The sequence below is a fragment of the Flavobacterium sp. UBA7682 genome, from assembly GCF_002482945.1.
Taxonomy (GTDB): domain Bacteria; phylum Bacteroidota; class Bacteroidia; order Flavobacteriales; family Flavobacteriaceae; genus Flavobacterium.
The window spans coordinates 85627-112235 of record NZ_DLGY01000007.1; the positions used below are offsets into that span (position 1 = coordinate 85627).

The following is a 26609-nucleotide window of genomic DNA, read 5'->3' on the forward strand; positions in this document are numbered from 1 at the left end:
CAAAACGCAGATTTCAGACGGCAGATTTCAGAACCTTGATAAAAGTCTCTCTCGAAATCTCAAACGCACCCAATTTCTCCAAATGGTCGTTGTGCAATTGACAATCTAAGAGTTTATAATTATTATCTTTTAAGTGTTGCACCAAAGTTACAAAGGCAATCTTACTCGCATTCGGCACTTTGGAAAACATACTTTCGCCACAGAAAACATGTCCTAAATCAACGCCGTATAAACCGCCAACGAGTGCGCCATTTTGCCACACTTCCACCGATTGCGCAAAACCCATTTCGTGTAATTTAGTATAGGATTCGATAATGTCTTCCGTAATCCAAGTGCCGTCTTGGTCTTTGCGTACAATTTGTTGGCAATTCCGAATGACTGCTTCAAAGTTTTGGTTGAAAGTGATTTCAAACTTTTTTTGGTTCAGCAAATTACGTATGCTTTTCGAAACCTTATACAATTGTGGCACAACAACCATTCGCTCCGGCGGTGACCACCAAAGAATGGGTTCGTCCGGATTAAACCAAGGAAATATCCCATTGCGATACGCCAACAACAATCGCTCAGTCGACAAATCACCACCAACAGCCAGAACGCCTTCATAGGAAGCTTCATCGACTGGTGGAAAGTATAAATCTTTGGTTAGAAAATGCATAAGAAAGTGTCAAATGTAAAAAGTCTTAAAGTCGAATGTCAAAATTGTAATAAAAATGACGTTTGACTTTAAGACTTTTGGCTTTAAGACGAATGTATTAAAAAGGTAAATCGTCGTGCTCTTCTTCGTTGAAGTTAGTAGCCGGTGCAAAAGCTTCCGCTGGAGGCATTGGCGCCATTCCGGCAGCTGCTGGTGCTTCAGCTTGGAGTTTTTCAACTCTCCAACCTTGAATATCGTTGAAATATTTGGTTTCTCCTTGTGGATTAACCCATTCTCTTCCTCTTAAGTTGATAGAAACTTTTACCGCTTCCCCTACATTATAGTTGTTCAATAAATCGCATTTATCTTGCACAAAATTAATGCTGATAAATTGTGGATATTGCTCTTCTGTAGCCACAACTAATTCTCTTTTTCTAAAACTGGCACTCACTTGTTGCTCAGGATTAATCACTTTAATTTTTCCGGTAACTTCCATAATTATTGTTTTGCTAAAAGTACTTTCCAAGCCGAAAGCACTTCATTATTATTCAAATATTCTTTTGCTTTTTGGTGTATTTTTTGCTCGTCATCCGAACTCAAAACACCTTTCACCGCAAAATTTTGTTGTACAAATATAGTAATTTCTTCTTGCGTTGGCAAGGCTTCTACATTTCCTAATTTACCCAAATCATTACCGTCAAAAATCAGACTCTTTTTGATGAAATCCGGAATCGAATCCACTCCTATCCCCAGTGTTACCAAAGGTTTTTCGACTTCAAACAACCCTTGATTTGAACGTGAATACCAGTTACCGCCTAAACGCGAAACCAAATCAATTTTGCTTTGGTCAATTGCGCCTTTCTCATCCAAAACGTTTTCATTGATGTGAATTTTGACCACTTCGCAAATAATTAAATTGCCTGCGCCGCCTTGATTGCCCAAAGCAATAATTTCGTTGACTTTGCATTCCATTTGCACCGGACTTTCAGCCACGCGAAACGGCTTTACCATATCTGAAGGCAACATCGTCAAACCCGATTTAAGGAATTCGTTCACGCCATCGGCATATTCCGTACTCGACAAAGATGCCTGTTGGACAATGTCATAATTTACCACGTTAATCACAACTTGTTTCGTGGCTTCGCAGTTTTCTAAAGTATGCTTGGTTGTATTGTTTCTCACGCGTCGCGCCGGCGAAAAAACCAAAATTGGCGGATTGGAACTAAACACATTAAAAAAACTGAAAGGCGACAAATTAGGTTTGCCGTTTTTATCGACTGTACTCGCAAAAGCAATTGGGCGTGGCGCTACCGCACTTTGCAAATATCCTTGCAATTGCGCAGGTGACAGCGTATGAGGTTCAAAACTGAGCATATTTTTTGTTTTCCCCAAAAATACAATTTTTATTGATTTTAGGAGCGAAAGGTTTGGGCATTCTTGGAGTCCATTTTCCTGCTATTCGCTTTATCGTCCCAAAAGACGATACCGCTACTATCAGGGCTAAATACAATTCGTCTTGCCCTTTTGGTGCTTTTGTCTATATTTATAAAAAATTTGTCAATGCAGTTTTCCGAGAAAAGAAACACCACCCGTTGGATCATCATCATGGCTTCGTTTGTCATCGTGACTTTGATTCTCTGGAATACTTATACCTTTTTTCAAATCTTCAAAAACGAAGAGCGCTTGAAGATGGAACTTTGGGCCAATGCTCAAAAGACATTTATCAATGCCGACCCGGAAACCGGTGATGTTGAATTACCCGGGTTGATCATGAGCAATAACAAAACAATACCGCTTATCCAAACTGAAAATAATAAAATTATCAATCACGTTAATATCGATGAAAGTATTGCTGCCGATGAAACAAAATTGAAGGCTTATCTGGAAACCTTGAAAAAGCAGAATGACCCGATCATCATTGAATACAATCCCGGAAAATATTGGAAACTATATTATGGCAACTCTTCGTTGCTCAATAAATTAAAATACTATCCGGTGGCTTTGCTGTTGATTATTTTCCTTTTTGGCGGCTTGGTCTACAATTTTTACAGAAGTACCAAAATGGCCACTCAAAACAAACTTTGGGCGGGTATGGCGAAAGAAACTGCACACCAAATCGGAACACCTTTGTCTTCCTTAATTGGTTGGCTCGAAATCATGAAAGCCGATAATGTTGATGCTACAACAATCTCTGAAATTGAAAAAGACATCACAAGGCTGCAAACCATTACGGATCGTTTTTCAAAAATCGGTTCAGAACCAATTCTTGAAAAACGAAATATTATAGAAGAAACCGAACAATCCTTTGAATATTTGCAGTCGAGATTTTCCAAACAAGTTGAGTTCTCTTTTAAAGCACCTAAAAAACCCATAATGGTATCCATCAATCCGGCTTTACACAGTTGGACTGTCGAAAACTTGGTTAAAAATGCCATCGATGCAATGAAAGGCAGAGGAAAATTATCGGTTGTGATTGAAAGCGACAATGCTTTCGTAAAAATTATGGTTAGTGATACCGGAAAAGGCATTCCGAAAAATCAATTCAAACGTGTCTTTGAACCCGGTTTTACTACTAAAAGACGTGGTTGGGGTTTGGGTTTATCTTTAACCAAAAGAATTGTAGAAGAATACCATAAAGGAAAAATAAAAGTACTTCACTCTGAGATTGACAAAGGCACAACGATGCAAGTTTCGTTCAAAAAATGGCAAAAACCAAATTAACGTTGCTTTGACAACATCAATTTTCTGCCAATTTTGTTCTTGTTCAAATACTCATTCAAATAAGCTTCCTGTTTGTCAACTTCCAATAGGGTTTGACTAATGTTCTTTTTTAAACCGGAAAGCATAGCACTGTTTTGACTTCCAACAGAACCCACTTTATAGACATCATCATTGCATTTTTTGAATTTGTCTTTAATCGTTTTCATCATATTTCTCATTTCATCATCAGAAATCGTTGGTTTAAAATTCCGCTGTCTGTAAAACATAAAATCATTAAGATAACTGATGGCTTCATTGTAATTGGCCACAACTTCATTCAACTTTTCAATGTTTTTGTTCTGGGTTAAGGCTGTAAATTGGTTTTTTAAATAAGTATGGTATTGAGAAATCAAAGGGTTTTTAAAACCATTTTTCTCTACTCTTGCCGCGGCTTGAAAAGCTTGTTCTCCTTCGGATAATTTTTCGTATTTATCAATTTCAGTTTGGTAATCAAAGTTGGTTTTCGTTTTATTGACCGTTTCTTTACCCTCATAAAACTCTTGATTGGTCCAAGGAGAACTCAAAAACTGCCACAAATAGTCAAAAGGCATGTGTGAGTGAATCATTTTTTGGGGCTCTACTTTGAAGTAATTGTCATTGCGTTTTTTAACGAATTTTTGTTTGTCAACATAACCCGCGCCCCAAGTTGGGTCAAACAAAAACCATTTTCCATCAATTTTTGAAGCACACCAAGCATGAGAAATTGGCGCTACTTGTCCGGCTTGCCTAGTATAACCGGAAATAATATAGGTTTTGAGACCTAATTTATTAGCGATGTCCTTGAAAATTTCTGCATAGTGAATGCAAACACCTTTTCTTGATTTTAATGTTTTATCGATTTTTTCCTGTGGCGAATCCAGTTGGTTTGGCTCAAACATATTCGGCACATCATAGCTAATATTGGTTGTTGTCCAATAAAACACCGCTCTGATTTTTTCGGTTTCGGTTTTAAAATTTGAATTGATATAACGTACTATTCCATTAGTAGTTGTGGTTAAACTATCCGGAACTTGGGCCATCTTTTGATCAAAAGTCAAATACTCATTGGTAGTTTGTCCAATGGAAAATTGGACTAAAAAGAGTAGTAAAAGGATAAAACTGTTTTTCATGATTTTTTATCATAAAAAACCCTGCCAAAATTTTAAAATTCGCAGGGTTATCTGTTTTTTTTTAAGTAAAATTTAATTACAAATGGCTTTGAATGGCTTTGGCTAAATCTTCAAATTCTTCTTTAGTCAAAGACACTTTTCGCTGGAAACGCATGTCATCCATATCGTGAAGCGGAATCAAATGCACGTGAACATGTGGCACTTCTAATCCAACAACTGCAACGCCAATACGCTTACAGGGAACTGTTTTTTCAACAGCCTTGGCTATTTTTCGGGAGAATTGCATCAAACCTAAATATAACTCTTCTTCCATGTCGAAAATCTTATTGATTTCTTGCTTGGGAATACAAAGCGTATGTCCTTTTGCATTTGGATTAACATCCAGAAAAGCCAAATAGTTATCGTCTTCAGCAATTTTATATGCAGGAATTTCGCCGTTGATTATTTTGGTGAATATGGAACTCATTCTTTCGTTTTAAAAAATAACTGAACACTAGAAACTGAACACTGAATACTAATCAATTAGTCTCTTGAGATTTCTAAAATTTCAAAATTCAATTTGCCGTTTGGCACACTGATTTCGGCAATCTCGCCTACTTTTTTGCCCAATAACCCTTTCCCGATTGGCGAACTCACCGAAATTTTTCCGGTTTTTAAATCGGCTTCACTTTCGGCTACCAAAGTGTATTTCATTTCCATACCATTCGCTTGGTTTTTGATTTTCACATTCGATAAAACCAACGCTTTTGAAACGTCTAATTGTGATTCATCTATCAATCTGGCGTTAGAATATACTTCTTCCAATTTGGCAATTCTCATCTCCAACATACCTTGTGCTTCTTTGGCGGCGTCATATTCTGCGTTCTCAGACAAATCGCCTTTATCTCTGGCTTCCGCAATGGCTTGAGAAGCTTTTGGTCGTTCTATACTCTTTAATTGTTCTAATTCGTCCTTTAATTTCTTCAATCCATCTGCCGTGTAATACGATACTGTACTCATAATTTCATCATTTATATAAATAGAAAAAATCCCATCGCAACGGGATTTCTTTTTGCAAAGATATTATTTTAAAACTTATTTCAAATTTGTTAGCGTTTAGTAACGCATGTCAAAGTTAATTAATTTAAATTTGTTTCGCTATAGTAATCAAATAAATTTACATGAAAAAGATAATCGTTCTATTATTAATATTGCCTTTTGCCTTCGGTTGTGATGGCGGCAGTATCAATAACCGCAATCCTAATATCCCGAATTATACTGTCTATCTGCAAATCAATATGAATTTGCCGGGTTATTCTAATCTACAGTTTCCAAGCAATCATATTGTTGATTATGGTGCAACTTCAGGTGCTCGTGGGATAGTAGTCTTTAATACCGGAAGCGGTTTCGTAGCTTTTGATTTGGCCTGTCCAAACCAACCTTTTGACACTTGTACTTCGCCAATGACCATTAGTGGTATTGAAGCAACTTGTGACTGTGATGATACCGTTTATAATTTATTCTCCGGTCAAAGTCCGGGTCAACCTTATCCAATGAAACAATATCGCGTTGACATCAACGGAAATACATTGATTGTAACCAATTAAAAAAAGCCAGACAATTTAGTCTGGCTTTTTGTTTTAAAATTTTAATGTCATTCCGGCTAAGAAATTAATTCCGGCTTGCGGATAAAATCCGGCACCTTCAAGGGTTGTGACGCTTCCGGGATTGCTCCAATCATCATCATAAGTATAAAAATAACCATTGGATTCATATTCCAAATCGAACAAATTATTGACCAAAGCTGAAAACACAATCGACTTCAATCCTTTGTTGATTTTCCACTCATAAGAAGTATTCAAATCATTGACAAAATAAGCGTCTAGCTTTGAATTGTCTGAATCGATATTGCCCATGTATTGTTCGCCAACCAATTTAGACAGCAAAGAAATCTGAAAATCTTTTATAGGTAAAAATGTGATTCTGTTTCCGAAAACCACATTAGGTGAAAAAGCAATATCGGTACTGCCTAAATTTTGCAAAACACCATCTCTTTGAAAGTAGAAATCACGGTTTTTATTTTGGCTTAAAGTAATATTTGGATTCAAAATCAATTTGTCCGTAATGACAATCACTGATTCTATTTCTAAACCTATGCGATAACTTTTACCGCTGTTCGTGAAAATTGGAGAACCTACATCGTTTAAAGCACCTGTCAAAACCAATTGATTGAGGTAGTTCATGTAAAAAGCATTGGCGGAAATTTTCACTTTTTTCGAATTGTATTTCCAACCCAATTCATAATCAAATAAACGCTCCGGTTTCACACTTCCGCTTTCATAATCATCGCGCCTTGGTTCTTTATTGGCCACACCGAAATAACCATACAATGAGTTCTTATTATTCAGATCATAATTCAAACCTACTTTAGGATTAAAAAATCGGAACGTATCATTTACATCACTAAATCGAAAACTGGTGGCTTCGTAAAAAACCATTCGGTATTGTAAATCAGCAAAGACATTGAGTTTCCCAACTTGCTGAGAAACTTTGGCATAAAAATTCACGTCGTCTTTATTGCCAATATTGTTATAATAACGGTTGGCATTGGGTACATAATATTGTGTCCAAACTACTTCTCCAAAATGGTCGCCCAAATATCGATTTGCCGCTCCGCCAAGTAAAACATCGGTTTTAGGGGTTTTGTAGTTCAAAGAAAAAGTAGCGCCAAAAAAATCATTGTCCAACCATCTTTTTCGCACTAAATCGGAAATCGAGTTTCCTTGAAAATCGGGCAAATTATAATCGGCCAACGCTTCATCTTCTCTGTATTGTTCAAAATAGCCTTTCCCTATGGTGTAATGCAACGCCGTGTTCGAAATCCATTTTTCAGACCACTTTTCAGACCAATGCAATTGGAAATGATTTTGGGTATAATTATCCGTTTCGTCATCGTAGAATTGCATGTTGCCGTTTTCGTCAAAATACATTCCTGCCGGATTGAAAGTTCGGTCGTTTTCCAATTGTTCAGGATCTTCTATTCCGTACCAAGCTTGATAGGTTTTCTCTTTTCCGCCGAAAGCCAAAGCTTTAATCAAAGTCGTTTTGGTCACATAGTTGGCATTAAAAAAATACCCGAAAAGATTAGACGAAGCCCTGTCAATAAAACCATCTGAGGCAATATTGGAAAAACGGGCATTCATTTCAAAGTTGTTGTGCAAGCCGGTTCCAAAAGCTAAAGTGTGTTTGCGTGTTCCGAAACTTCCTACGGAATTGGCGATTTCGGCATAGGATTTTTCCTGATAGGATTTGGTTTGCATGTTCAAACTCGCGCCAAACGCTCCGGCACCATTCGTTGACGTTCCGACGCCTCGTTGTAACTGAATACTTTCTAACGAAGAAGCAAAATCGGGTAAATTGACAAAGAAAGTACCTTGGCTTTCGCTGTCATTAAACGGAATGCCGTTTAAAGTCACATTGATTCTGGAACCATCGGCACCACGAACTCTCATGTAGGTATAGCCAACACCATTTCCGGCATCAGTTGTAGTAACGACTGACGGTAAATAATTGAGTAAAATGGGAATGTCTTGTCCTAAATTTCGCGGCGCAATTTCTTTCTTGGAAAGATTGGTAAAGGTGATTGGGTTTTTGCCTTTGGCCCTGACAGCGGAAACCGTCACTTCGTCGAGTTGGTTGACTTTAGTAGTGTCTTGTTGTTTTTGCTGCGCAAAGAAGGCAGAGGGCAGAAAGCAGAAAGCAGAAAGCAGAAATGTTTTCTTGCTTGTTTTGAATAAAGTTTTCATTCGTAAAATGTTACGAATAAAAGGGGTAATTATTCTTGGTTAAAAAATTAAATTGATACTCTTGACAGGACAAACGTGCACTTTTATCTTGTCTAATCCCTAAACAGCATTACCTGTTCTAGGTTCGTTGGGTATAATCTCAGCTCGTTATTTAGAGCACCCCTTTGAGACGCAGCAAAGATAGCGCTATAAATTCAAAAAAATCAAATTCCAAAAAATTAAAAATGTGGTTTACGCCTATTTTGTTTGATTTCCGAGAGATTGCGTTTGGCTTTGATTCTTTTTTCAATGACCGAACGAGGCGTTTTGGTGGCTTTTCGTTTTTTGGGAACAATCAAAGCTTTGCTGATTAATTCTAAAAAGCGTTTGGTGATTATGGTTTTGTTTTTAAGTTGGCTTCGGTCTTCGTCGCAGTTTAAAATTAATATTTGCTCCGAAGTTAATCTGGTTGCCAATTTGGTTGAAAGCAATTCTTTTTCTTCTTCTTCAAGTGCTTTAGAATTTTTTAAATCAAAAGTCAATACTACTTTCGAAGAAACTTTATTGACATTTTGACCGCCGGAACCCGAACTTCTCACCGCTTTAAATTGAAGTTCGGTGAGCATTAAATCAGTTTTCATATTGGGGTTGGTGAGCAGGTTTGAGCAAGTCATTCACTGTTTTTACCGGATTGAAAGTAACCAAAGGCACTTCGACAAAAACGGTAATCCATTTGGCCATGGCGCCATTCCAAAGGCCTGGTAATTCGTAGCCTTTTAAATCTTTGCCTTTGTTGTTTTTGTGTACGATAAAACCGGTGCTTGGGTCGACAAATTGGGTTAAATCGAACTTCTGTCCTTGATAATTTTTAGTGGCACAAACCAAATCCACCGGATTAAAATGGGTGGCTTTGGCTAAAATTTCAATTTGTTCGGAATTATGGTTATCTACTTGAGAACTTTCCACAATTTGCAACGAAACATTGCCTTTGAAACTTCTTACCCAAAATGGTCCGCCTCCAGGTTCGCCTTCGTTTTTAACCATACCGCAAATGCGAATCGGTCGGTTTAATTTGTTTTTGATAAAGTCGATTTTATTCTCTAAAGTATATTTGTAGAAATCTTCAAACACATCAATATTCAACTTTTGCTTCATAAAATCGATGATTGGCGGTATATTTTCTTCTTTCAAATCTTTACTGTCAACCGTCTCAAGGATTTGAAATATTTGTTCTTGTAATTCTAATAAAACCCCCGCTAGTCCTTTTTTGTAAAGCGTAATTTCTTCAATGTGATTTTGAATCACATTGTCTATATTTTTGATAAAAATAACATCGGCTTCTAAATTATTCAAATTATTAATCAGCGCGCCATGTCCGCCGGGACGGAAGACCAACATTCCCTCTTCATTGCGAAACGGTTGGTTATTCTTAGTTACGGCAATCGTATCGGTACTTTTATCCTGATAAGAGTAACTAACGTTTAAATTGGTATTCGATTTTGCTTCTACTTTAGTTTTTACATCGTTGATAATCTTTTGAAACAAAGCTTCGTGGTTTTCAGAAACGGTAAAATGCAGATGGGAAACCGAATTTGATGTAGCATAAAAAGCACATTCATTTAAATGTTCTTCAACCGGTGTAGCAATATGGTTGGCATATTTATGAAAATCGAGAACCGCTTTGGGTTTGTTGGCAAAATCAAAATAGTCATGTGCCAACATCAATTTGATAAAGTGATAACTTTTTTCGTGACTTTCGAGTGAATAGTAATTAGGGTGAAGTTCTTTTAATTTAGATTTTATTTCTCCATAAAAAGGAAACTTCTCAATTCCGGCCAAGAAAATCGGGAGATTTTTGTCTTTCTTTCGGTTGATGTAAGCGTTGATGGTTTCGTTTTCATGGTCAAAATCGATTAAAAACTCGTTCAAGAATTTAAACATTCTACTTGCCGCGCCTGATGCCGGAACAAACTTTTTAAGTTTAAGATTTGATTTCTTTTGGTCAAAAAAATCAGCTTGTTTTTGAAATTCTTCGCTGGTCAATTTTACAATTCCGTCGGCAATCGTAGCCGGTCTTTCCAAATATATCTTTGGAATTCCGGATTGAAACAACAAAAGTTCACCTTCAATTTTATCCAAAGCAATACCGTGTGCTTTGATTTGCTCAAAGTCGGTTTCTGTTAGTTTGTATTTTTTGGCTAAGCTTTCTTTTCTTGTAAAATTCTCTTCCATTCTAAATAGCCATAAATGGCAATAATTGTAAATATTAAATACTGAATACTGGTAAAAGAATAGCCTTTGGCAAAATACATTGGGATAGAAATGATATCGCCAATAATCCACAAAATCCAATTCTCTATTTTCCGTTTAGCCATCAACCACATTCCAACAAAGAAAATTCCGGTTACAAAAGTGTCGACGTACGTAGTCCAGTGGGTAAATTTATCAAAAAATGTGTAAACAACGACCACAAAAGCAATAGTTAATGTAAATATGACCACTGACCATTTCTTTTCGGCAGTATTCATTCTCGAAATAGGAAACTCGACTACATCGTCTTTCTTTCTGGTCCAGTGATACCAACCGTAAACACTCATGACGACGTAGTAAAAATTAATCATCATATCGCCCAACAAAGACCATTTAAAGAGCAAATAAACATAAATCGCTGTATTGATTATTCCTGTTGGGAAAACCCAAATATTGTCTTTTTTGGCAAACCAAACGCTCACTAATCCGAAAAAAATAGCCACCAACTCCAACACAATTTCATAGGTTGGATAGTTTTTATATTGGGAAAATAGAAATTCGAGCATTAGTCAAAAAAGTTTATATCATTTTCAAAAGCCGTCCCGATAACGACCATATCAGCGCCGGCGTTAAATGCGTCTTCAATTCCTTTTTTGGAACGAATACCGCCACCAACAATCAACGGCACAGAAATTCTCTTAGCCACCATTGAAATCATTTTTAATGGAACCGATTTTTGCGCACCACTTCCGGCTTCAAGGTAGATTAATTTGTTTCCTATTAACTCTCCGGCTTTGGCGGTTTGGGCTGCGTAATCATAATTGTTTCTGTCTAAAGGTTTGGTTTTACTGACTCTTTGCACTGCCGTTTCGCTCCCGCTTTCAATTAAAATATAGCCGGTTGAGATGATTTCCAAATTGGTTTTTTCCAAAATAGGAACGGCATTAATTTGGTGTTCAATTAAATAATCAGAATTTCTACCGGAAAGCAATTGTAAAAACAAAATGCCGTCAGCTTCAGCGGAAATTTGGGTTGGATTTCCCGGGAATATTAGTATTGGCAAAGTTGTTTTTTGCTTCAGCAATGCTACTAATTCACACAGATGATTGCCGTCGAAAGAACTGCCGCCAATGAAAATATGGGTTGCCGGTGATTGATTTATTTTTTCTGTCAAAACCGAAATGTCTTCAACCGTCACTTTATCGGGGTCGATTAAAATGGCTAAAAGTTTCTGTGCCTTTTTTCGGAAAGATAAAATTTGGTTGAATACCATCGAATTTAATTATTAATTTAGGATTAACAGCCACAGAATCCATATAATTCCTTTTTTTCCTGAGGTTCGTCTTTGTACTGTATTAGCATAGTGCCTTTAAGTAGTGAAACTTCATCGTCTTCGGCTATTTTTTTTACATCCACCGACAATTGATAGTCTTCATTCCTGAATTTTTTCGCATAGTGCATGATTGGAAACCATGTTGTGTCAATTGCAACTAACCGAAGCCTAACAAAATCGCCTTTAATTTTTATATAACAAATGCTGTCCAAATTATCCGAATAAATGTACTTACCGCCTTTTTTATAATCCTTTTCAGTTAAGGAAAAGATACAGCCCGGACCATCTATTTCTTCAGGAAAATCCTCGAAAGATTCTAAATCCATCTGCTTTTTTGGTTTTAAGATTGTTTCGTCTGATTGAACATTAGTTGTCATGTTATCATGATCAACCACTTTTTCTGACTTGTTGCACGAAATTAATATCGCTAAAAAGACTATTACAATTGGACTTCTTTTCATTTTTTAGATTTTTCAAAAGCGCACACAAAGGCATAGTTCTCGATAAAATCAAAAAGAATATCAAAGTGTTCTACTTGGTTATTGAACCTCAATTCGACGGTGCAGTTTTTATCAACTAAGTTGAAACTGTTTTCAAAAATATGGTCTTTAAAACTGATTCCGATTTCATTTTTAATTTTAAATACGGATTCTTTGATGCCCCAAACTACAGTGGCTTTTCTCAGCAAATCTTCTTTTGAAAGGTCAACCAAATGGGAAACATCCATAAATCGCGGTGCGAGTTTTAGGGTTTTGTCTTTTAGAATTTCTAAATCTGCACCAATATTGACCTCACTCAAAACAATAACTGAAAATTCATTAGAATGCGAGATAGAAATGTGTTTACCGTCTTTTAAATGCGGTTTGCCAAATTCATCATAATACAAATCAAAATCGTTGTAGCCGGCTTCCATCAGTAATCTTCTTACGCTGAGAAAACCTTTTTGGTGGCTTTCGGCTTTCATGCCTTCAACTCTGGCTAAAGAAACATCTTTTAACGCTACAGAACGAAAAAGTTCATCGAAAGTTTCGGTGATTTTCCAAACGTATAATTGCGTGGTTTCGTTTAAAGCTTTGATTTTTAGTAGCGGCATGGGTAATTTTTAAATTATCTGTTTGTTTTTCAGAAAATTAAGTAGCTAAACAATTCACAAAAAAGTAAAAAACCTTTTTTTAATTCTTTCCTATTATGTAGCTTTGCAAAAAATTTTAGCTAATATAAATATTTTATAGATGAGTACACAAACTTTGCCTTTTGTAGCTTACAAAGTTAAGGATATTAACCTTGCGGCTTGGGGAAGAAAAGAAATCGAATTGGCGGAAGCTGAAATGCCGGGATTAATGGCGCTTCGCGCTGAGTATGGTGCAAGCCAACCTTTAAAAGGAGCTCGTATCGCAGGATGTCTTCACATGACTATTCAAACAGCTGTTTTAATTGAGACTTTAATTGCTTTGGGCGCAGAAGTTACTTGGTCATCTTGTAACATTTTCTCTACTCAAGATCAAGCTGCTGCGGCTATTGCTGCTGCGGGAATTCAGGTTTATGCTTGGAAAGGTTTGGATGAAGAGTCTTTTGACTGGTGTATTGAGCAAACTTTATTCTTTGGGGAAGACAGACAACCCTTGAACATGATTTTGGATGATGGTGGAGATTTAACCAATATGGTATTCGACCGTTACCCGGAATTAATTCCAGGTATCAAAGGTTTATCAGAAGAAACTACTACCGGAGTTCACCGTTTGTACGAAAGAATGAAAAACGGAACGTTATTCATGCCGGCTATCAACGTAAATGACTCGGTTACTAAATCTAAATTTGACAACAAATACGGTTGTAAAGAATCTGCAGTGGATGCGGTTCGTCGTGCTACTGATATCATGTTGGCCGGAAAAAGAGTAATCGTTTGTGGATACGGTGACGTAGGTAAAGGAACTGCAGCTTCTTTCAGAGGTGCCGGTTCTATCGTTACGGTTACAGAAATCGATCCAATCTGTGCTTTACAAGCAGCTATGGATGGTTTTGAAGTGAAAAAATTAAACACGGTTATCAAAACTGCCGATATCATTATCACTACAACAGGAAATAAAGATATCGTTATGGGAAGCCACTTCGAGCAAATGAAAGACAAAACTATCGTTTGTAACATTGGTCACTTTGACAACGAAATTGACATGGCTTGGTTAAACAAAAATCACGGTGCGTCTAAAGTTGAAATCAAACCACAAGTAGACAAATATACCATCAACGGGAATGATATTCTTATCTTGGCTGAAGGTCGTTTGGTAAACTTAGGTTGTGCAACAGGCCACCCAAGTTTTGTAATGAGTAATTCATTCACCAACCAAACTTTGGCACAAATCGAGTTGTGGACTAACAGTGAAGCTTACAACAACGAAGTGTATATGTTACCAAAACATTTAGATGAAAAAGTAGCAGCCTTACACTTGGCTAAATTAGGCGTTGAATTGGAAACTTTAAATAATGAGCAAGCGGCTTATATTGGCGTTGCTGTTGAAGGACCATACAAACCTGAATATTACAGATACTAATCTGATATTAAATTTCAGATTTTAAATATTAGATATAAACCCTTGCTGAAAAGTGAGGGTTTTTTGTTTCAATCCCGTTACATTTGATATTAAGAGGAGACTCGAGACCGTAGGTCGAACTGTATGTAGCGGCAGCGGAATAAATGTCCAGTGGACATCCGGTTTTTACAATCCCGTTAGGGATGAAATATGGGTAGAAAAATAATTCAGGTAAAAGAAAGTCCCGTTAGGGACGATATACCAGACACAAAAGACAATTCCTAGTTAGCCCCGATTGTAGTGGCACCTGCCTGCCGGCAGGCGGAGTATAACGGAAAGCGGGAATAGGGAACCCAAGAAAGCCCTAACCATTCGCTCCTAACCCGAGCCAAAGGCGAACTGAGCGAAGCTAAACAAAAAACCCGCTCATTGCTGAACGGGTTTTGTATTTTGATAAGAGTTTGTTCTTATGCTTCGAAAGATTTGATATTAAGAGGAGGAAGCCCGGTGGGCTTCAGGTATACAAGCTTAGCTTGTTTTACACCTCAAAAGGGATCACAGAAACAAAAGATTTGTTGTCTGTTTTCTTTTGGAATTTCACTACTCCGGCAACTTTTGCATGTAAGGTATGATCTTTACCCATGTAAACGTTTTCTCCCGGATTGTGTTTAGAACCTCTTTGTCTAACGATGATATTTCCAGCAATGGCTGCTTGACCACCATAAATCTTAACACCTAAACGTTTCGATTCTGATTCTCTACCATTCTTAGAACTACCGACACCTTTCTTGTGAGCCATGACGTATAAGTTTTAAATATTAGTTGTTTTCTTCTGTTGCTGGTGCTTCAGTAGTTGCTTTTTTCGCTTTTGGCGCTTTTGGCTCTGCTGCTGCTTTTTCAGCTTTTGGTTCTGTAGCTTTCTCAGCTTTAGCCGCTTTATTACCGCCGGTTGCGCTGATACCTTCAATTACAATTTGAGTAAGATACTGTCTGTGACCGTTTCTTTTCTTGAATCCTTTTCTTCTTTTCTTTTTGAAAACGATTACTTTGTCTCCTTTTAAGTGTTGTAACACTTTGGCTTCTACTGAAGCACCTTCTATAGCTGGGGCGCCTAAAGTAATGTTTCCATTATCGTCTAATAAAAGAACTTTGTCAAAAGAAACTTTTGAACCTTCTTCATTAGCCAAACGGTGAACATAAACTTTTAAGTCTTTGCTAACTTTAAATTGTTGCCCTGCTATCTCTACGATTGCGTACATAACAATGATGTTTAATTAATTTTTTAAGTGTGCAAATATACTACTATTTCTTTTACACACAACACTATCCTAAAAAAAGTTAACCTATAGCATTGAGCTTATCAGATAAAGGAATTGGAATTTTGATTAATACTAGAGTTTTTGGATAAAAAAAAGTATTTTTGTGTAACAAAACTAAAAGTTAGTTAACTAACTGAACAATCAACGAAAAAATTTCAATTTTTTATGAAAAAATCATTAATTGCTTTAAGTTCATTGCTTATGCTTGGAGGAACAGCGCATGCTCAAAAGGTAGCTTTTGAAGAGTACGATTTACCTAATGGTCTTCACGTAATTTTACACAACGATCCATCGGCTCCGGTAGTGATTACGTCTGTAATGTACCATGTAGGTTCTAAAGATGAAAATCCGGAAAGAACTGGATTTGCTCACTTTTTTGAACATTTATTATTCGAAGGAACGGAGAATATCAAAAGAGGTGAATGGTTTAAAATTGTAACTTCTAACGGAGGAACAAACAACGCCAACACTTCTGAAGACAGAACGTATTACTTCGAAGTTTTTCCTTCTAACAATACCGAATTAGGATTATGGATGGAATCTGAAAGATTAATGCATCCGGTAATCAACCAAATTGGTGTTGATACGCAAAACGAAGTAGTAAAAGAAGAAAAAAGACTACGTGTTGACAACCAACCTTACGGAAATTTAATTGCCGAGGTGAAGAAAAACATGTTTAAAAATCACCCATACCGTTGGGCACCAATTGGTTCTATGGACCATTTAGATGCTGCGACTTTGGAAGAATTTCAAGCATTTAACAAAAAATTCTACACGCCAAACAATGCGGTTTTAGTAGTGGCAGGTCAAATTGACATTGCGCAAACTAAAGCATGGATTGAAAAATATTTTGGCCCAATTCCAAGAGGTGTTGAAGTCAAAAAACAAACTTTCACAGAAGCACCGATTACGGAAACCATCAAAGCGACTTACGAAGATCCAAACATCCAAAAAGCAATGATGGTTGCTGCTTACAGAATTCCGTCTATGAAAACGCGTGATGCTAGAGTGTTAGACATGATTTCTACTTATTTAAGCAATGGAAAAAGCTCAAAATTGTACAAAAAAATTGTTGACGATAAGAAAATGGCTTTGGTAGTTGCCGCTTTTAATTACGCTCAGGAAGATTATGGACAATACATTCTTTACGGAATGCCACAAGGCGAAAACACTTCGGCTGACTTAATCAGAGAAATTGATGAAGAAATCGTAAAATTACAAACCGAATTGATTTCTGAAAAAGATTTCCAAAAACTACAAAATATCAACGAAAGCAATTACGTTGATAATAATGCCAGCATCGAAGGTGTTGCCGAAAATTTAGCCACTTACTATTTGTTATATGGTGATGTTAATTTGATCAATACTGATATTGACATTTTGCGTTCTATTACTCGTGAAGAAATCAGAGAGGCAGCCAAAAAATATTTAAATCCTAATCAACGTTTGATTTTGGATTATGTTCCAGCGAAAGACAAAGCTCAAAACTAAGACTCAAAGTATCATGAAAAAAACAATTATAGTATTATCAAGCTTGTTCTTAACCCTTATTATGCAAGCACAAGACAGAAACCAACCAAAACCAGGTCCGGCACCGGTTTTGAATATCAAAAAACCAACGACTTTTACTTTGCCGAACGGCTTGAAAGTTTTGGTCGTTGAAAACCACAAGTTACCAAGAGTTGCTTTTAGTTTAACCATCGACAATACGCCATATGCTGAAGGCGACAAAAAAGGGGTTGCTGATTTAACCAGTAGCTTAATTGGTAACGGATCAACTAAAACTTCTAAAGATGTTTTCAACGAAGAAATTGATTTTCTTGGAGCCAATATTAATTTCTTCGCCTCCGGTGCCAGCGCTAGTGGTTTGTCAAAGCACTCTAAAAGAATTTTAGAATTAATGGCTGAAGGCGCTTTGATGCCAAACTTCACGCAAGAGGAATTTGACAAAGAAAGAGACAAATTAATCGAAGGCTTAAAAACCCAAGAAAAAAGTGTTACCGCTGTTGCCGGAAGAGTAGAAGGTGTTTTAGCTTATGGCAAAAGCCACCCGGCCGGAGAATATTTATCTGAAGAAACCATTAAAAATGTTTCTTTAGCTGATGTAAAAAACAACTACAGAACCTATTTTGTTCCACAGAACGCTTATCTTGTTGTAGTGGGTGATGTTAAAACCAAAGACGTTAAGAAAAACGTTGAGAAATTATTTGGTTCATGGGTAAAAGCTACGGCTCCTAATTTGACTTATTCAAACCCAACAAACGTTCAATACTCACAAATTAACTTTGTGGATATGCCAAACGCAGTACAATCTGAAATCACGATTTTAAATACGGTTAATTTAAAAATGTCTGATGCAGATTATTTTCCTGTGATTTTAGCCAACCAAGTATTTGGTGGAGATTTCAACAGTTACTTGAACATGAATTTAAGAGAAGCACATGGTTGGACATACGGCGCCCGTTCTAGCGTAGGTTTCGACAAAAACATGTACAGCGTATTCAAAGCTAATACTCAAGTGAGAAACGCAGTTACGGATAGCGCTGTGGTAGAAGCTTTAAACGAATTGAAAAAAATCAGAACTGAAAAAGTAAGTGCAGACGTTTTAAATAGTGTTAAAGCTGGATATGTTGGTCGTTTCGTAATGCAAGTTGAAAAACCGGCTACCGTAGCACGTTATGCTTTGAACATTGAAACCGAAGGTTTACCGGCTGATTTTTATGAAAATTATATCAAAAACATCAATACAGTTACTCCGGATGACATCATGAGAGTAGCTAACAAATATTTCTTAGCAGATAACTTAAGAATATTAGTGGTTGGAAAAGCATCTGAAGTACTTTCAGGTTTAGAAAGCAGAAAAATTCCAATTTTCTACTTTGATAAATTTGGTAACCCAACAGAGAAACCGGTAATGAAAAAAGCGGTTCCTGCAGGTGTAACGGTAAAAACCGTTGTTGACGCTTATGTTGCTGCTATTGGTGGTGATAAAGCTGTTAAGTCAGTGAAATCTATCGCTTATTTAGGTTCTGCTAAAATACCTCAAGCGCCGATGCCAATTACTTACACTTCTAAGATTGACTCAAAAGGAAGATTAGCAGAAGAATTATCAATGGCCGGAATGGGTTCATTGATGAAACAAGTGGTTAATGGTAATACTGCTTATGCTTCTCAACAAGGGCAGAAAAAAGTTATGGAAGGCAAAGAATTAGCCGAAATGAAAGAAAGCGCTGTGTTATTCAGCGAAACTTTATTGGCCACTAAAGCCGGTGTAACGGTTACAGGTATTGAATCCCTAAACGGAAGCGATGTTTATACTGTAGTTGATGGTGACTCTACTTATTACTTTGATGTAAAATCAGGTTTAAAAGTTGCTGAAGCTTCAACGGTTGATCAAGGCGGACAAAAAGTAACTCAACTTACTACTTACGGTGATTACAGAGATGTAAAAGGTGTTAAAGTCCCTTTCAACCAAGTGATGAATGTTGGTTTCGAATTAGACATCAAAATGTCTGAAGTTAAAATCAACGAAGGTGTTACTGATGCCGATTTTCAATAATTGAAATTTCAATAGATAATAAAAAGACCGCTAGTGATAGTGGTCTTTTTTTTGTAAACCACATAGAAACATAGAAAAAAAATACCATTTACTCTAAAAAGAGTGAAACGACTTAATAAAAGTTTCAAATTCTATATCTCTATGTGGTTAACCTTTCTGAGTTTTATTTTTTACTTGACAAGTAAACGCCTATCAAAATAATAAAAGCACCAATAAACTGAACCGGCGTCAACATTTCGTTATCTAACAATCCCCAAAAGAAAGCCACTACCGGAATTAAATAAGTTACCGAAGTCGCAAAAACAGGAGACGAAATCTGAATCAATTTATAAAAAAGCACATTGGCTATTCCGGTTCCAATGACACCCAAAATAGCGACATACATCATCGCATGTTGCACTTCTTCTACCTCAACTACCGAAAAGAAATCGGTAAAGGATAAAATGATTAAAGCCGGAAACAACATCACTAAAAAGTTTCCAACCGTTATGGTCAGTGGTTTTAAATCGGATAAATATTTTTTGATGAAATTCACATTCATCGCGTAACAAATTGAAGCAATCAGTACCAATATCGTATACCAATAATTCTGATTAGGATTGTGAATAGCACCATTAAAAATCAATAACATTGTTCCGACAAGCCCAACGACTACGCCAAAGATTTGCGTTCGCTTGAAATCCAATCCAAAAACTATCGCGCCAAGAATTAGCGTATTCAAAGGCGTTAAAGAATTGAGTATCGAACTCACCGAACTATTAATTTCAGTTTGGGCAATCGCAAAAAGATAAGCCGGAATAAAGGTTCCAAAAAGCGACGTCAGCGCAATAAACTTCCATTTGTGTAACGGAATGGTCATTATATTTTTAAAGCCAACAATCAAGAGAAACAAAGCGCAAAAGATGATTCGAAGCGAACCCAACTGAAACGGATTCAAACTCACCAAACCTTTTTTAATAAGAATAAATGAACTTCCCCAAATCAAGGCAAGTACAATTAAAATAAACCATTTGAATTGTTGAGACTTCATATACAATTTTCAGACTTCAAATTTTGTAATTATTTTAAGAATAATAACTTTAATTTTTATTTATTTTTGTCCACACAAACAAGCAATTAAGAATTAAAAATAAATACCATGAATTTCACCAAATCATTATTAACCTTAGGTATGGCCTCAACCTTATTTTTCAGCTGTAAAGATACCGCAAGCAAGCCTACAACTGATGACACTAAAGAAGCTGCCGCAACAGAACAAAAAGCACCAACTGTTGCAGCTAAACCTGAAACAGCTACTTTTAAAATAGACGGCATGACTTGCTCGATGGGTTGTGCAAAAACTATTGAAAAAGAATTAGCGCACATGAACGGTGTGCAAAAAGCAACCGTTGATTTTGACAAAAAAGAAGCTACAGTCGAATTTGACGCAGCGGTTTTAACACCGGAAAAATTATTTGCAACAGTTGAAGCTACCGGAGACGGCACAACTTATAAAGTGGTTACTAATAAATAAAATTATATAAAAAAAGGAACTCAATTGAGTTCCTTTTTTATTTAGTTCGCTTCGCTCGTGCCGCTCTGTTCGGCCTAACGGTCTCGGGTCCATTGAATGGTTTCCATCAATTTCTGCATGTCGTTTTTGATATAATCTGCCGCCGGCATAATTGAGTCAAAATTAGGTTTGGCATAAAAATAAACCGAACCGGTCACAAAATGTTTAATACTATCCGTAGCATAAAACTGAGCATTGGTTGCGGCATTTCCTCTTACTTGATAAAACATCCCATAAACTTTTTTATCAGGATTGATATAAGGTTGTTCCAAAATATCGTCGGCTTTGATTACGTGTTCGTAAGTCAGTTTTTGCGCATCTCTCAATAATTTATTGATGTCGCCATTTACCGGTTTATAGGTCAAATAAATGGTCGCCTTCATTTTTGGATAATGAATCGAAAAGCCACAGTTTCTATCTTCTTTGATAATCGCATCTTCATTGATATCAAAGGCAACCGGACAATGATTACTAAAAGGGGCATATTGTGCCAAAGGATAATCCAAACGCAATTGACTCGCGGGTTTAGGTAACGCATCATCTTTACAAGCGGTGAAACTCAAAAGCAAAACCACGGATAAAAATCCAATTATCTTATTTATCATTTTATATTATTCAAGTGTTACTTTTAGTTGTTTGATTCTCTTTTTATCAACTGCTTCGATGGTAAAATGCACCGACGAAAAAAGAATTTTTTGTCCTTTTTTGGGAAAATTACCCAATACTTCTAATATGAATCCGGCGAGTGTTTCTGCTTCACCTTTATTCTCTTCAAAAGCTTCTTCATCAACATCAACAATTCGGTAGAAATCCTTTAAGTTGATTTTGCCTTCAAACAGATAATTCTTGTCGTCAATTTGGGAGAAATTAATATTCTCATCATCAAACTCATCCGATATATCGCCAACAATTTCTTCGATAACATCTTCTAAAGAAACCAAACCTGATGTTCCGCCATATTCATCAACTACAATAGCCAAATGACTTTTCATCCGTTGGAAATCTTTAAGCAAATCATCCAACTTTTTATTTTCGGGTACAAAAAACGGCTCGCGCATTAATGGGTTCCAATCAAACTCTTTTTTGTGAATATGCGGAATCAAATCTTTCACAAAGAGTATGCCTTCGATATGATCGATACTTTCTCTGAAAATCGGAATCCTCGAATAACCCTTGTCAACGATTTTGGCATAAACATCCGCAAAAGATTCTTCAATTTCGAGCGCAAATATATCAATTCTCGGACTCATGACTTGCTTTGTGTCTGTATTTCCGAAAGAAACTATGCCTTCCAAAATTTTCTGTTCGTCAAAAGTAGTATCATCTGTAGAAGTCATTTCCAGTGCTTGCGACAATTGGTCTACTGAAATATTGGATTTTTGTCGACCTAATTTATCATGCAAAAAAACCGAAACTGCACGCATCGGCAGACTGATGGGTGAAAGCAATTGATCTAAAACAAACAAAGGATTTACTATAAACTTTGAGAATTTGATATTGTTCCGACTCGCATATACTTTAGGCAATACTTCTCCGAAAAGCAAAATTAGAAAAGTGATTAGGATAACTTCAACCACAAATTTTACAACGGGTGATTCAATATCCGCAAAAACCGAATTGCCCACAAAGGAAAAAATAATAACCACGCCAATATTGACAAAATTATTGGCTAATAAAAGTGTGGCCAATAGCTTTTTAGGTTTCTGTAAAAGTTTGGAAACTAAGTTGGCTTTCCGTTGGTTTTCTGAAGCCAATTTGGTTAAATCATTTTGCGAAAGCGAAAATAATGCGACTTCAGCGGCCGAAATCATTGCCGAACAAAAAAGCAATAATGCGATAGCGATAATTCCAAAAAGTAAATTGGTATCTAAATTATCTAAAAAAGTTAAACTGGGCTCCGGATCCAAAGGCTTCTGGGTTAATTAAACAATATCAAAATGGCAAGTCATTTTCAGGGGTTGCCGGATTTGGTGCTTCAAAATTATTGCTTTTTGGTTCAAGATTATGTGGCGCCTTTACACCTTCAACTTCTTTTTTAGTGGTTAAAAAGGTGAATTCTGTCACTTGAATTTCTGTAGTATATTTGGTCGTACCGTCTTCAGCTTGCCATTGGCGCGATTTGATTCTGCCTTCAATGTAAATCTTGTCGCCTTTGGATAAATATTTTTCACAAATTTCTGCAGCTTTGTTTCTCACTACTAAATTGTGCCATTCGGTCGACGTAATTTTTTCGTTAGTTTGCTTATTAATATAGACTTCATTGGTAGCCAAAGGAAAACGTCCGATGCAATTGCCACCTTCAAAATAGTGCATCTTTACTTCATCACCTAAATGACCAATCAGCATCACTTTATTTAATGTACCATTCATTTTTCCGATTTGTTACCCTCAAATTTACAATTTTTTTGAAAATTAAAACCTTTCTTTTTCAATAAAATTAAAAATTACAATCGGAAACGGCATTTTTTTAACTGATTCCCAGTCTATTCCGTTTTCAAGCTTGCCTTTCACTTTTATTTTCCAGAAATTGATATTTAAATGTTGGTGCGTCAATTTATGAACTGTCGTTTCCGAATTGTACCAATGAATATCGATCACTTCATTGGCTACAAATTGCTGGTTTTGCAAAAGTTCCAATAGTGCTGCCTCGGTCAATTTATTTTCTGTTTCCAATAAAGGAAATTCATATAAGTTATGCCAAATGCCTTTTTGGGTGCGTTTCTGTAGCAAAGTATTTTCGACTTCATCCGAAAAAACCAAGTAATTAAAATGACGCGTTCTCACTTTAACTTTTTTAGATTTTACCGGAAGTATCGCCACTTTCTTCTTTTGCAAAGCGGCACAACTATCATTAAAAACACAATTCCCACAATCAGGATTTTTGGGTGTGCATTGGAGTGCTCCAAATTCCATGATGGCTTGGTTGAATAAATTGGCTTTTCCTTTAGGCAATAATTCAGCCGCCAATTGAGTGAATTCTTTTTTGGCGCCAGCCGAAACAATATCAGTTTCCACGTCAAAGTAGCGCGACAGAACCCTATAAACATTGCCATCAACCACAGGAACGTTTTCATTATAAGAGAAAGATGCAATCGCAGCGGCAGTATATTCGCCTATGCCTTTTAGTTTTAATAATTCTGCATAACTTTTCGGAAACTCACCATTGAATTCAAACGCCACTTGCTGCGCAGTTTTGTGTAAATTTCGCGCTCTGGAATAATACCCTAACCCTTGCCATAGTTTCAGCACGTCTTCTTCGGAAGCTTTAGCCAAATCAAAAACCGTTGGAAACGCTTCGGTAAAACGCAAAAAATAAGGCAATCCTTGTGCGACTCTCGTTTGTTGCAACATGATTTCGGACAACCAAATAAAGTAAGGATTAACGGTATTTCGCCAAGGCAAATCACGTTTGTTTTGTAAATACCATTGGGTAAGCAGATTAGGGAATTTCATAGTTAAATTATCGTTTACAAAAATAAAAGTTTATGTTATTAAATTTTAATAGATTATGCTTGAAATATTGTTTTTTTAATTCATATATTTGCAACCTCAAAAAATTACACATAATATTAAAATACGAAACAAAATGACGAAAGCAGATATCGTAGCGAAAATTTCAGAAAAATTAGGTCTTGAAAAAGGAGATGTTCAAGCAACAGTTGAAGCGTTTATGGAAGAAGTAAAAAATTCTTTAGAAACCGGAGACAATGTTTATTTAAGAGGTTTTGGTAGCTTCATTATCAAAACAAGAGCTGAAAAAACAGGTAGAAACATTTCTAAAAACACTACTATCAAAATTCCTGCTCACAACATTCCAGCATTCAAACCTGCTAAAGTATTTGTAGAATCAGTTAAAACAAACACTGAAGTAGCAGTATAAACTTATTTATTAATCACAAAAAGACGAACTTATGCCAAGTGGTAAAAAAAGAAAAAGACATAAGGTAGCAACTCACAAACGTAAGAAGAGAGCGAGAGCTAACCGACACAAAAAGAAAAAGTAGTTCTAAACTACTTTTCTTTTTTTAAAAAAAGTTCATTGAAATCGAAAATTAGTAATCAGTGATCAGTAATTAGCAATCAGTTTTACTGCCAACTAAAAACTGCCAACTGAACACTATTTTTTCACCGGGTAATAAACAATACCTGTTAAAATGTTTAATCCATCCTTACAATTCAGTTATGAGTTATAAGTTATGAGTTATGAGTTGAAAAACTGCAAACTGTAAACTTTATACTGTAGCTAAATGGTTGGGATAAAAATTTACAACATGAATAAAGAATTAATCATCCGTAGTGGTGAAGATGCTGTAGATTTTGCCTTATTGAAAGATGGAAAACTAATTGAATTACACAAACAGGAAGACACAAGCAACTTTCAGGTGGGTGATATTTTTATCGCCAAAATCAGGAAACCCGTTGCAGGACTTAACGCTGCTTTTGTAAATGTAGGCTTTGAAAAAGATGCCTTTTTACATTATCACGATTTAGGACCAAACTTAGCTTCTTATTTGAAATTCATAAAACTTGTAAGCGCAGGTAAAATAAAAGATTTCTCCCTAAAAAACTTCCAGTTTGAGAAAGAGATTGATAAAGATGGTACGATATCAGATATTCTGAGTGCCAATCAATCGGTATTAGTTCAAGTTGTCAAAGAACCAATTTCTACCAAAGGACCAAGAATCAGCACTGAGCTGTCATTCGCGGGTCGTTTTGTGGTTTTAGTTCCATTTTCTGATCGCGTTTCTATTTCACAAAAAATAGAATCTAAAGAAGAAAAAGACCGTTTGAAAAAACTAGTACAATCTATCAAACAAAGAGGTTTTGGTGTTATTGTGAGAACAGTAGCAGAAGGCAAAAGCATAGCCGAATTAGAAAAAGATTTGCAGAACTTAATGAATAGATGGACTGCAATGAGTAAAAAATTACCAACTGCTCATCATCCGTCCAAGATATTAGGAGAGCTTAACAAAGCTTCTTCAATATTACGAGACGTATTCAATGATACTTTCACGAGTATTCAAACAGATGATGAAGAGTTGTACCAAGAAACAAAGGACTATTTAGCCGAAATAGCTCCCGAGAAACAAAAAATAGTGAAGCTTTACCAGTCGAAAGACGTGCCATTGTTTGAGAAATACCATATTGAGCGACAAATCAAAACTTCTTTTGGGCGCACCGTATCCATGAGTAAAGGAGCCTATTTAATTATAGAGCACACTGAAGCTTTACACGTTATCGACGTGAACAGCGGCAACCGTTCTAACAAAGCCACCAACCAAGAAGATACCGCACTCGAAGTGAATATGATAGCCGCTGCCGAAATCGCACGACAATTGCGTCTGCGTGATATGGGTGGTATTATTGTAGTCGATTTTATCGATATGCAAAATCCGGACAATCGCCAAGTCTTGTTCAACTTCCTTAGAGAAGAAATGAGCGACGACAAAGCCAAACACAAGATCTTACCGCCGAGTAAATTCGGATTAGTCCAAATCACTCGCCAACGCGTAAGACCTGAAGTTAATATAGAGACCAGAGAAGAAAATCCAAACAATTTAAGCGGTGATGTAGATGCACCCATCCAAATTATTGATAAGATTAATTTCTCCCTCGAAAAGATCATCAAAGACCACAATGGTGTAAAACTTAACGTTCACCCATTTGTGGCAGCATACCTTAAAAAAGGTTTTCCATCATTACGTTCAAAATGGTTTTTTGAACATAAAAAGTGGGTGAAAATCATACCTCGTGACGCTTACACGTATTTGGAATATCATTTCTTTGACAACCAAGGAAAT

The 26609-nt window shown here is 36.4% G+C and carries 28 protein-coding genes; 8 read left to right on the plus strand and 20 right to left on the minus strand.

The features are described from left to right. Nucleotides 1–13 precede the first annotated feature (13 nt). The 3 genes from aat to B3C16_RS01355 form a co-directional block, all read right to left on the minus strand. Nucleotides 14–655, minus strand: coding sequence for a leucyl/phenylalanyl-tRNA--protein transferase (gene aat / locus B3C16_RS01345; protein ID WP_291127897.1), 642 nt, complete (start codon nt 653–655; stop codon nt 14–16). A 97-nt stretch (nt 656–752) separates the two neighbouring features. Then, on the minus strand, nt 753–1130 hold the full coding sequence (locus tag B3C16_RS01350; protein ID WP_121314941.1) for a DUF3127 domain-containing protein: 378 nt from the start codon (nt 1128–1130) through the stop codon (nt 753–755). A 2-nt stretch (nt 1131–1132) separates the two neighbouring features. After that, nucleotides 1133–2008, minus strand: coding sequence for a flavin reductase family protein (locus B3C16_RS01355; RefSeq protein WP_291127901.1), 876 nt, complete (start codon nt 2006–2008; stop codon nt 1133–1135). 186 nt (nt 2009–2194) lie between these two features. Here B3C16_RS01355 and B3C16_RS01360 point away from each other — a divergent pair, with 186 nt between their 5' ends. Continuing rightward, nucleotides 2195–3355: a sensor histidine kinase gene (locus B3C16_RS01360; RefSeq protein ID WP_121311963.1), complete on the plus strand. Its 1161-nt coding sequence runs from the start codon at nt 2195–2197 to the stop codon at nt 3353–3355. Here the strand turns inward: B3C16_RS01360 and B3C16_RS01365 are convergent. From B3C16_RS01365 to greA, 3 genes are all read right to left on the minus strand, one after another. Further along, nucleotides 3352–4503 (minus strand): transglutaminase domain-containing protein, encoded by a 1152-nt coding sequence (locus B3C16_RS01365; RefSeq protein ID WP_121311964.1) that lies wholly within the window; start codon nt 4501–4503, stop codon nt 3352–3354. The genes B3C16_RS01360 and B3C16_RS01365 overlap by 4 nt on opposite strands. Nucleotides 4504–4579: 76 nt before the next feature. Next, nucleotides 4580–4969, minus strand: coding sequence for an HIT family protein (locus tag B3C16_RS01370; protein WP_121311965.1), 390 nt, complete (start codon nt 4967–4969; stop codon nt 4580–4582). Between the two features lie 56 nt (nt 4970–5025). After that, complete coding sequence (gene greA / locus B3C16_RS01375) at nt 5026–5502, minus strand: transcription elongation factor GreA (RefSeq protein WP_121311966.1); 477 nt, start codon at nt 5500–5502, stop codon at nt 5026–5028. A 161-nt stretch (nt 5503–5663) separates the two neighbouring features. Here greA and B3C16_RS01380 point away from each other — a divergent pair, with 161 nt between their 5' ends. Next, on the plus strand, nt 5664–6089 hold the full coding sequence (locus B3C16_RS01380; protein WP_121311967.1) for a hypothetical protein: 426 nt from the start codon (nt 5664–5666) through the stop codon (nt 6087–6089). A gap of 33 nt (nt 6090–6122) precedes the next feature. Here the strand turns inward: B3C16_RS01380 and B3C16_RS01385 are convergent, their stop codons facing one another. The 7 genes from B3C16_RS01385 to B3C16_RS01415 form a co-directional block, all read right to left on the minus strand. After that, nucleotides 6123–8288 carry a TonB-dependent receptor gene (locus B3C16_RS01385; RefSeq protein WP_291127910.1) on the minus strand — a complete coding sequence of 722 codons (2166 nt, stop codon included), beginning with the start codon at nt 8286–8288 and terminating at the stop codon, nt 6123–6125. 218 nt (nt 8289–8506) lie between these two features. Then, complete coding sequence (arfB, locus tag B3C16_RS01390; protein WP_121311969.1) at nt 8507–8908, minus strand: alternative ribosome rescue aminoacyl-tRNA hydrolase ArfB; 402 nt, start codon at nt 8906–8908, stop codon at nt 8507–8509. Next, a complete protein-coding gene (locus B3C16_RS01395; RefSeq protein ID WP_121311970.1) occupies nt 8898–10499 on the minus strand; it encodes a DUF4301 family protein in 1602 nt (533 codons plus the stop codon). Before B3C16_RS01395 ends, arfB begins: the two co-directional genes overlap by 11 nt. Continuing rightward, the gene (gene pnuC, locus B3C16_RS01400; protein WP_291127917.1) at nt 10466–11083 is read right to left on the minus strand and encodes a nicotinamide riboside transporter PnuC; all 618 of its coding nucleotides are present in this window, start codon (nt 11081–11083) and stop codon (nt 10466–10468) included. The genes B3C16_RS01395 and pnuC overlap by 34 nt, the downstream gene beginning before the upstream one ends. After that, entirely contained in the window at nt 11083–11790 is a 708-nt protein-coding gene (locus B3C16_RS01405; protein ID WP_291127920.1) for a geranylgeranylglyceryl/heptaprenylglyceryl phosphate synthase, read from the minus strand. The genes pnuC and B3C16_RS01405 overlap by 1 nt, the downstream gene beginning before the upstream one ends. Nucleotides 11791–11813: 23 nt before the next feature. Next, the gene (locus B3C16_RS01410; RefSeq protein ID WP_291127923.1) at nt 11814–12311 is read right to left on the minus strand and encodes a hypothetical protein; all 498 of its coding nucleotides are present in this window, start codon (nt 12309–12311) and stop codon (nt 11814–11816) included. Next, nucleotides 12308–12943 (minus strand): 4'-phosphopantetheinyl transferase family protein, encoded by a 636-nt coding sequence (locus B3C16_RS01415; protein ID WP_291127926.1) that lies wholly within the window; start codon nt 12941–12943, stop codon nt 12308–12310. The genes B3C16_RS01410 and B3C16_RS01415 overlap by 4 nt, the downstream gene beginning before the upstream one ends. Before the next feature lie 139 nt (nt 12944–13082). Between B3C16_RS01415 and ahcY the strand changes: the two genes are divergently transcribed. Further along, a complete protein-coding gene (ahcY, locus tag B3C16_RS01420) occupies nt 13083–14399 on the plus strand; it encodes an adenosylhomocysteinase (RefSeq protein WP_291127928.1) in 1317 nt (438 codons plus the stop codon). 517 nt (nt 14400–14916) lie between these two features. Here the strand turns inward: ahcY and rpmA are convergent. Both rpmA and rplU read right to left on the minus strand, forming a co-directional pair. After that, nucleotides 14917–15177: a 50S ribosomal protein L27 gene (gene rpmA, locus B3C16_RS01425; RefSeq protein ID WP_291127932.1), complete on the minus strand. Its 261-nt coding sequence runs from the start codon at nt 15175–15177 to the stop codon at nt 14917–14919. A gap of 19 nt (nt 15178–15196) precedes the next feature. Continuing rightward, nucleotides 15197–15637, minus strand: coding sequence for a 50S ribosomal protein L21 (gene rplU, locus B3C16_RS01430; RefSeq protein ID WP_291127935.1), 441 nt, complete (start codon nt 15635–15637; stop codon nt 15197–15199). Nucleotides 15638–15862: 225 nt separating this feature from the next. Here rplU and B3C16_RS01435 point away from each other — a divergent pair, with 225 nt between their 5' ends. Beyond that, nucleotides 15863–17188, plus strand: a complete 1326-nt coding sequence (locus B3C16_RS01435; RefSeq protein WP_121311978.1) for a M16 family metallopeptidase — start codon at nt 15863–15865, stop codon at nt 17186–17188. A gap of 13 nt (nt 17189–17201) precedes the next feature. Continuing rightward, entirely contained in the window at nt 17202–19256 is a 2055-nt protein-coding gene (locus B3C16_RS01440; protein WP_291127940.1) for an insulinase family protein, read from the plus strand. A 163-nt stretch (nt 19257–19419) separates the two neighbouring features. On the opposite strand, the gene B3C16_RS01445 is transcribed toward B3C16_RS01440, so the two are convergent. Beyond that, nucleotides 19420–20286, minus strand: coding sequence for a DMT family transporter (locus B3C16_RS01445; protein ID WP_121311979.1), 867 nt, complete (start codon nt 20284–20286; stop codon nt 19420–19422). A gap of 108 nt (nt 20287–20394) precedes the next feature. On the opposite strand from B3C16_RS01445, the gene B3C16_RS01450 reads away from it, so the two are divergent. Continuing rightward, nucleotides 20395–20769 carry a heavy-metal-associated domain-containing protein gene (locus B3C16_RS01450; RefSeq protein ID WP_121311980.1) on the plus strand — a complete coding sequence of 125 codons (375 nt, stop codon included), beginning with the start codon at nt 20395–20397 and terminating at the stop codon, nt 20767–20769. 74 nt (nt 20770–20843) lie between these two features. Here B3C16_RS01450 and gldD read toward each other — a convergent pair whose 3' ends face one another. The 4 genes from gldD to mutY are packed head-to-tail and all read right to left on the minus strand — an operon-like array spanning nt 20844 to nt 24261. Continuing rightward, complete coding sequence (gldD, locus tag B3C16_RS01455; RefSeq protein WP_291127945.1) at nt 20844–21413, minus strand: gliding motility lipoprotein GldD; 570 nt, start codon at nt 21411–21413, stop codon at nt 20844–20846. 6 nt (nt 21414–21419) lie between these two features. Beyond that, nucleotides 21420–22715 (minus strand): gliding motility-associated protein GldE, encoded by a 1296-nt coding sequence (gldE, locus tag B3C16_RS01460; protein WP_291127948.1) that lies wholly within the window; start codon nt 22713–22715, stop codon nt 21420–21422. A gap of 25 nt (nt 22716–22740) precedes the next feature. Further along, nucleotides 22741–23178 carry a single-stranded DNA-binding protein gene (locus B3C16_RS01465; protein ID WP_121311983.1) on the minus strand — a complete coding sequence of 146 codons (438 nt, stop codon included), beginning with the start codon at nt 23176–23178 and terminating at the stop codon, nt 22741–22743. 42 nt (nt 23179–23220) lie between these two features. Continuing rightward, the gene (gene mutY / locus B3C16_RS01470) at nt 23221–24261 is read right to left on the minus strand and encodes an A/G-specific adenine glycosylase (RefSeq protein WP_291127951.1); all 1041 of its coding nucleotides are present in this window, start codon (nt 24259–24261) and stop codon (nt 23221–23223) included. Between the two features lie 103 nt (nt 24262–24364). Between mutY and B3C16_RS01475 the strand changes: the two genes are divergently transcribed. After that, entirely contained in the window at nt 24365–24688 is a 324-nt protein-coding gene (locus B3C16_RS01475) for an HU family DNA-binding protein (protein WP_255415834.1), read from the plus strand. A gap of 391 nt (nt 24689–25079) precedes the next feature. Then, on the plus strand, nt 25080–26609 hold a 1530-nt coding region (locus tag B3C16_RS01480), incomplete at its 3' end, for a ribonuclease E/G (protein WP_291127954.1).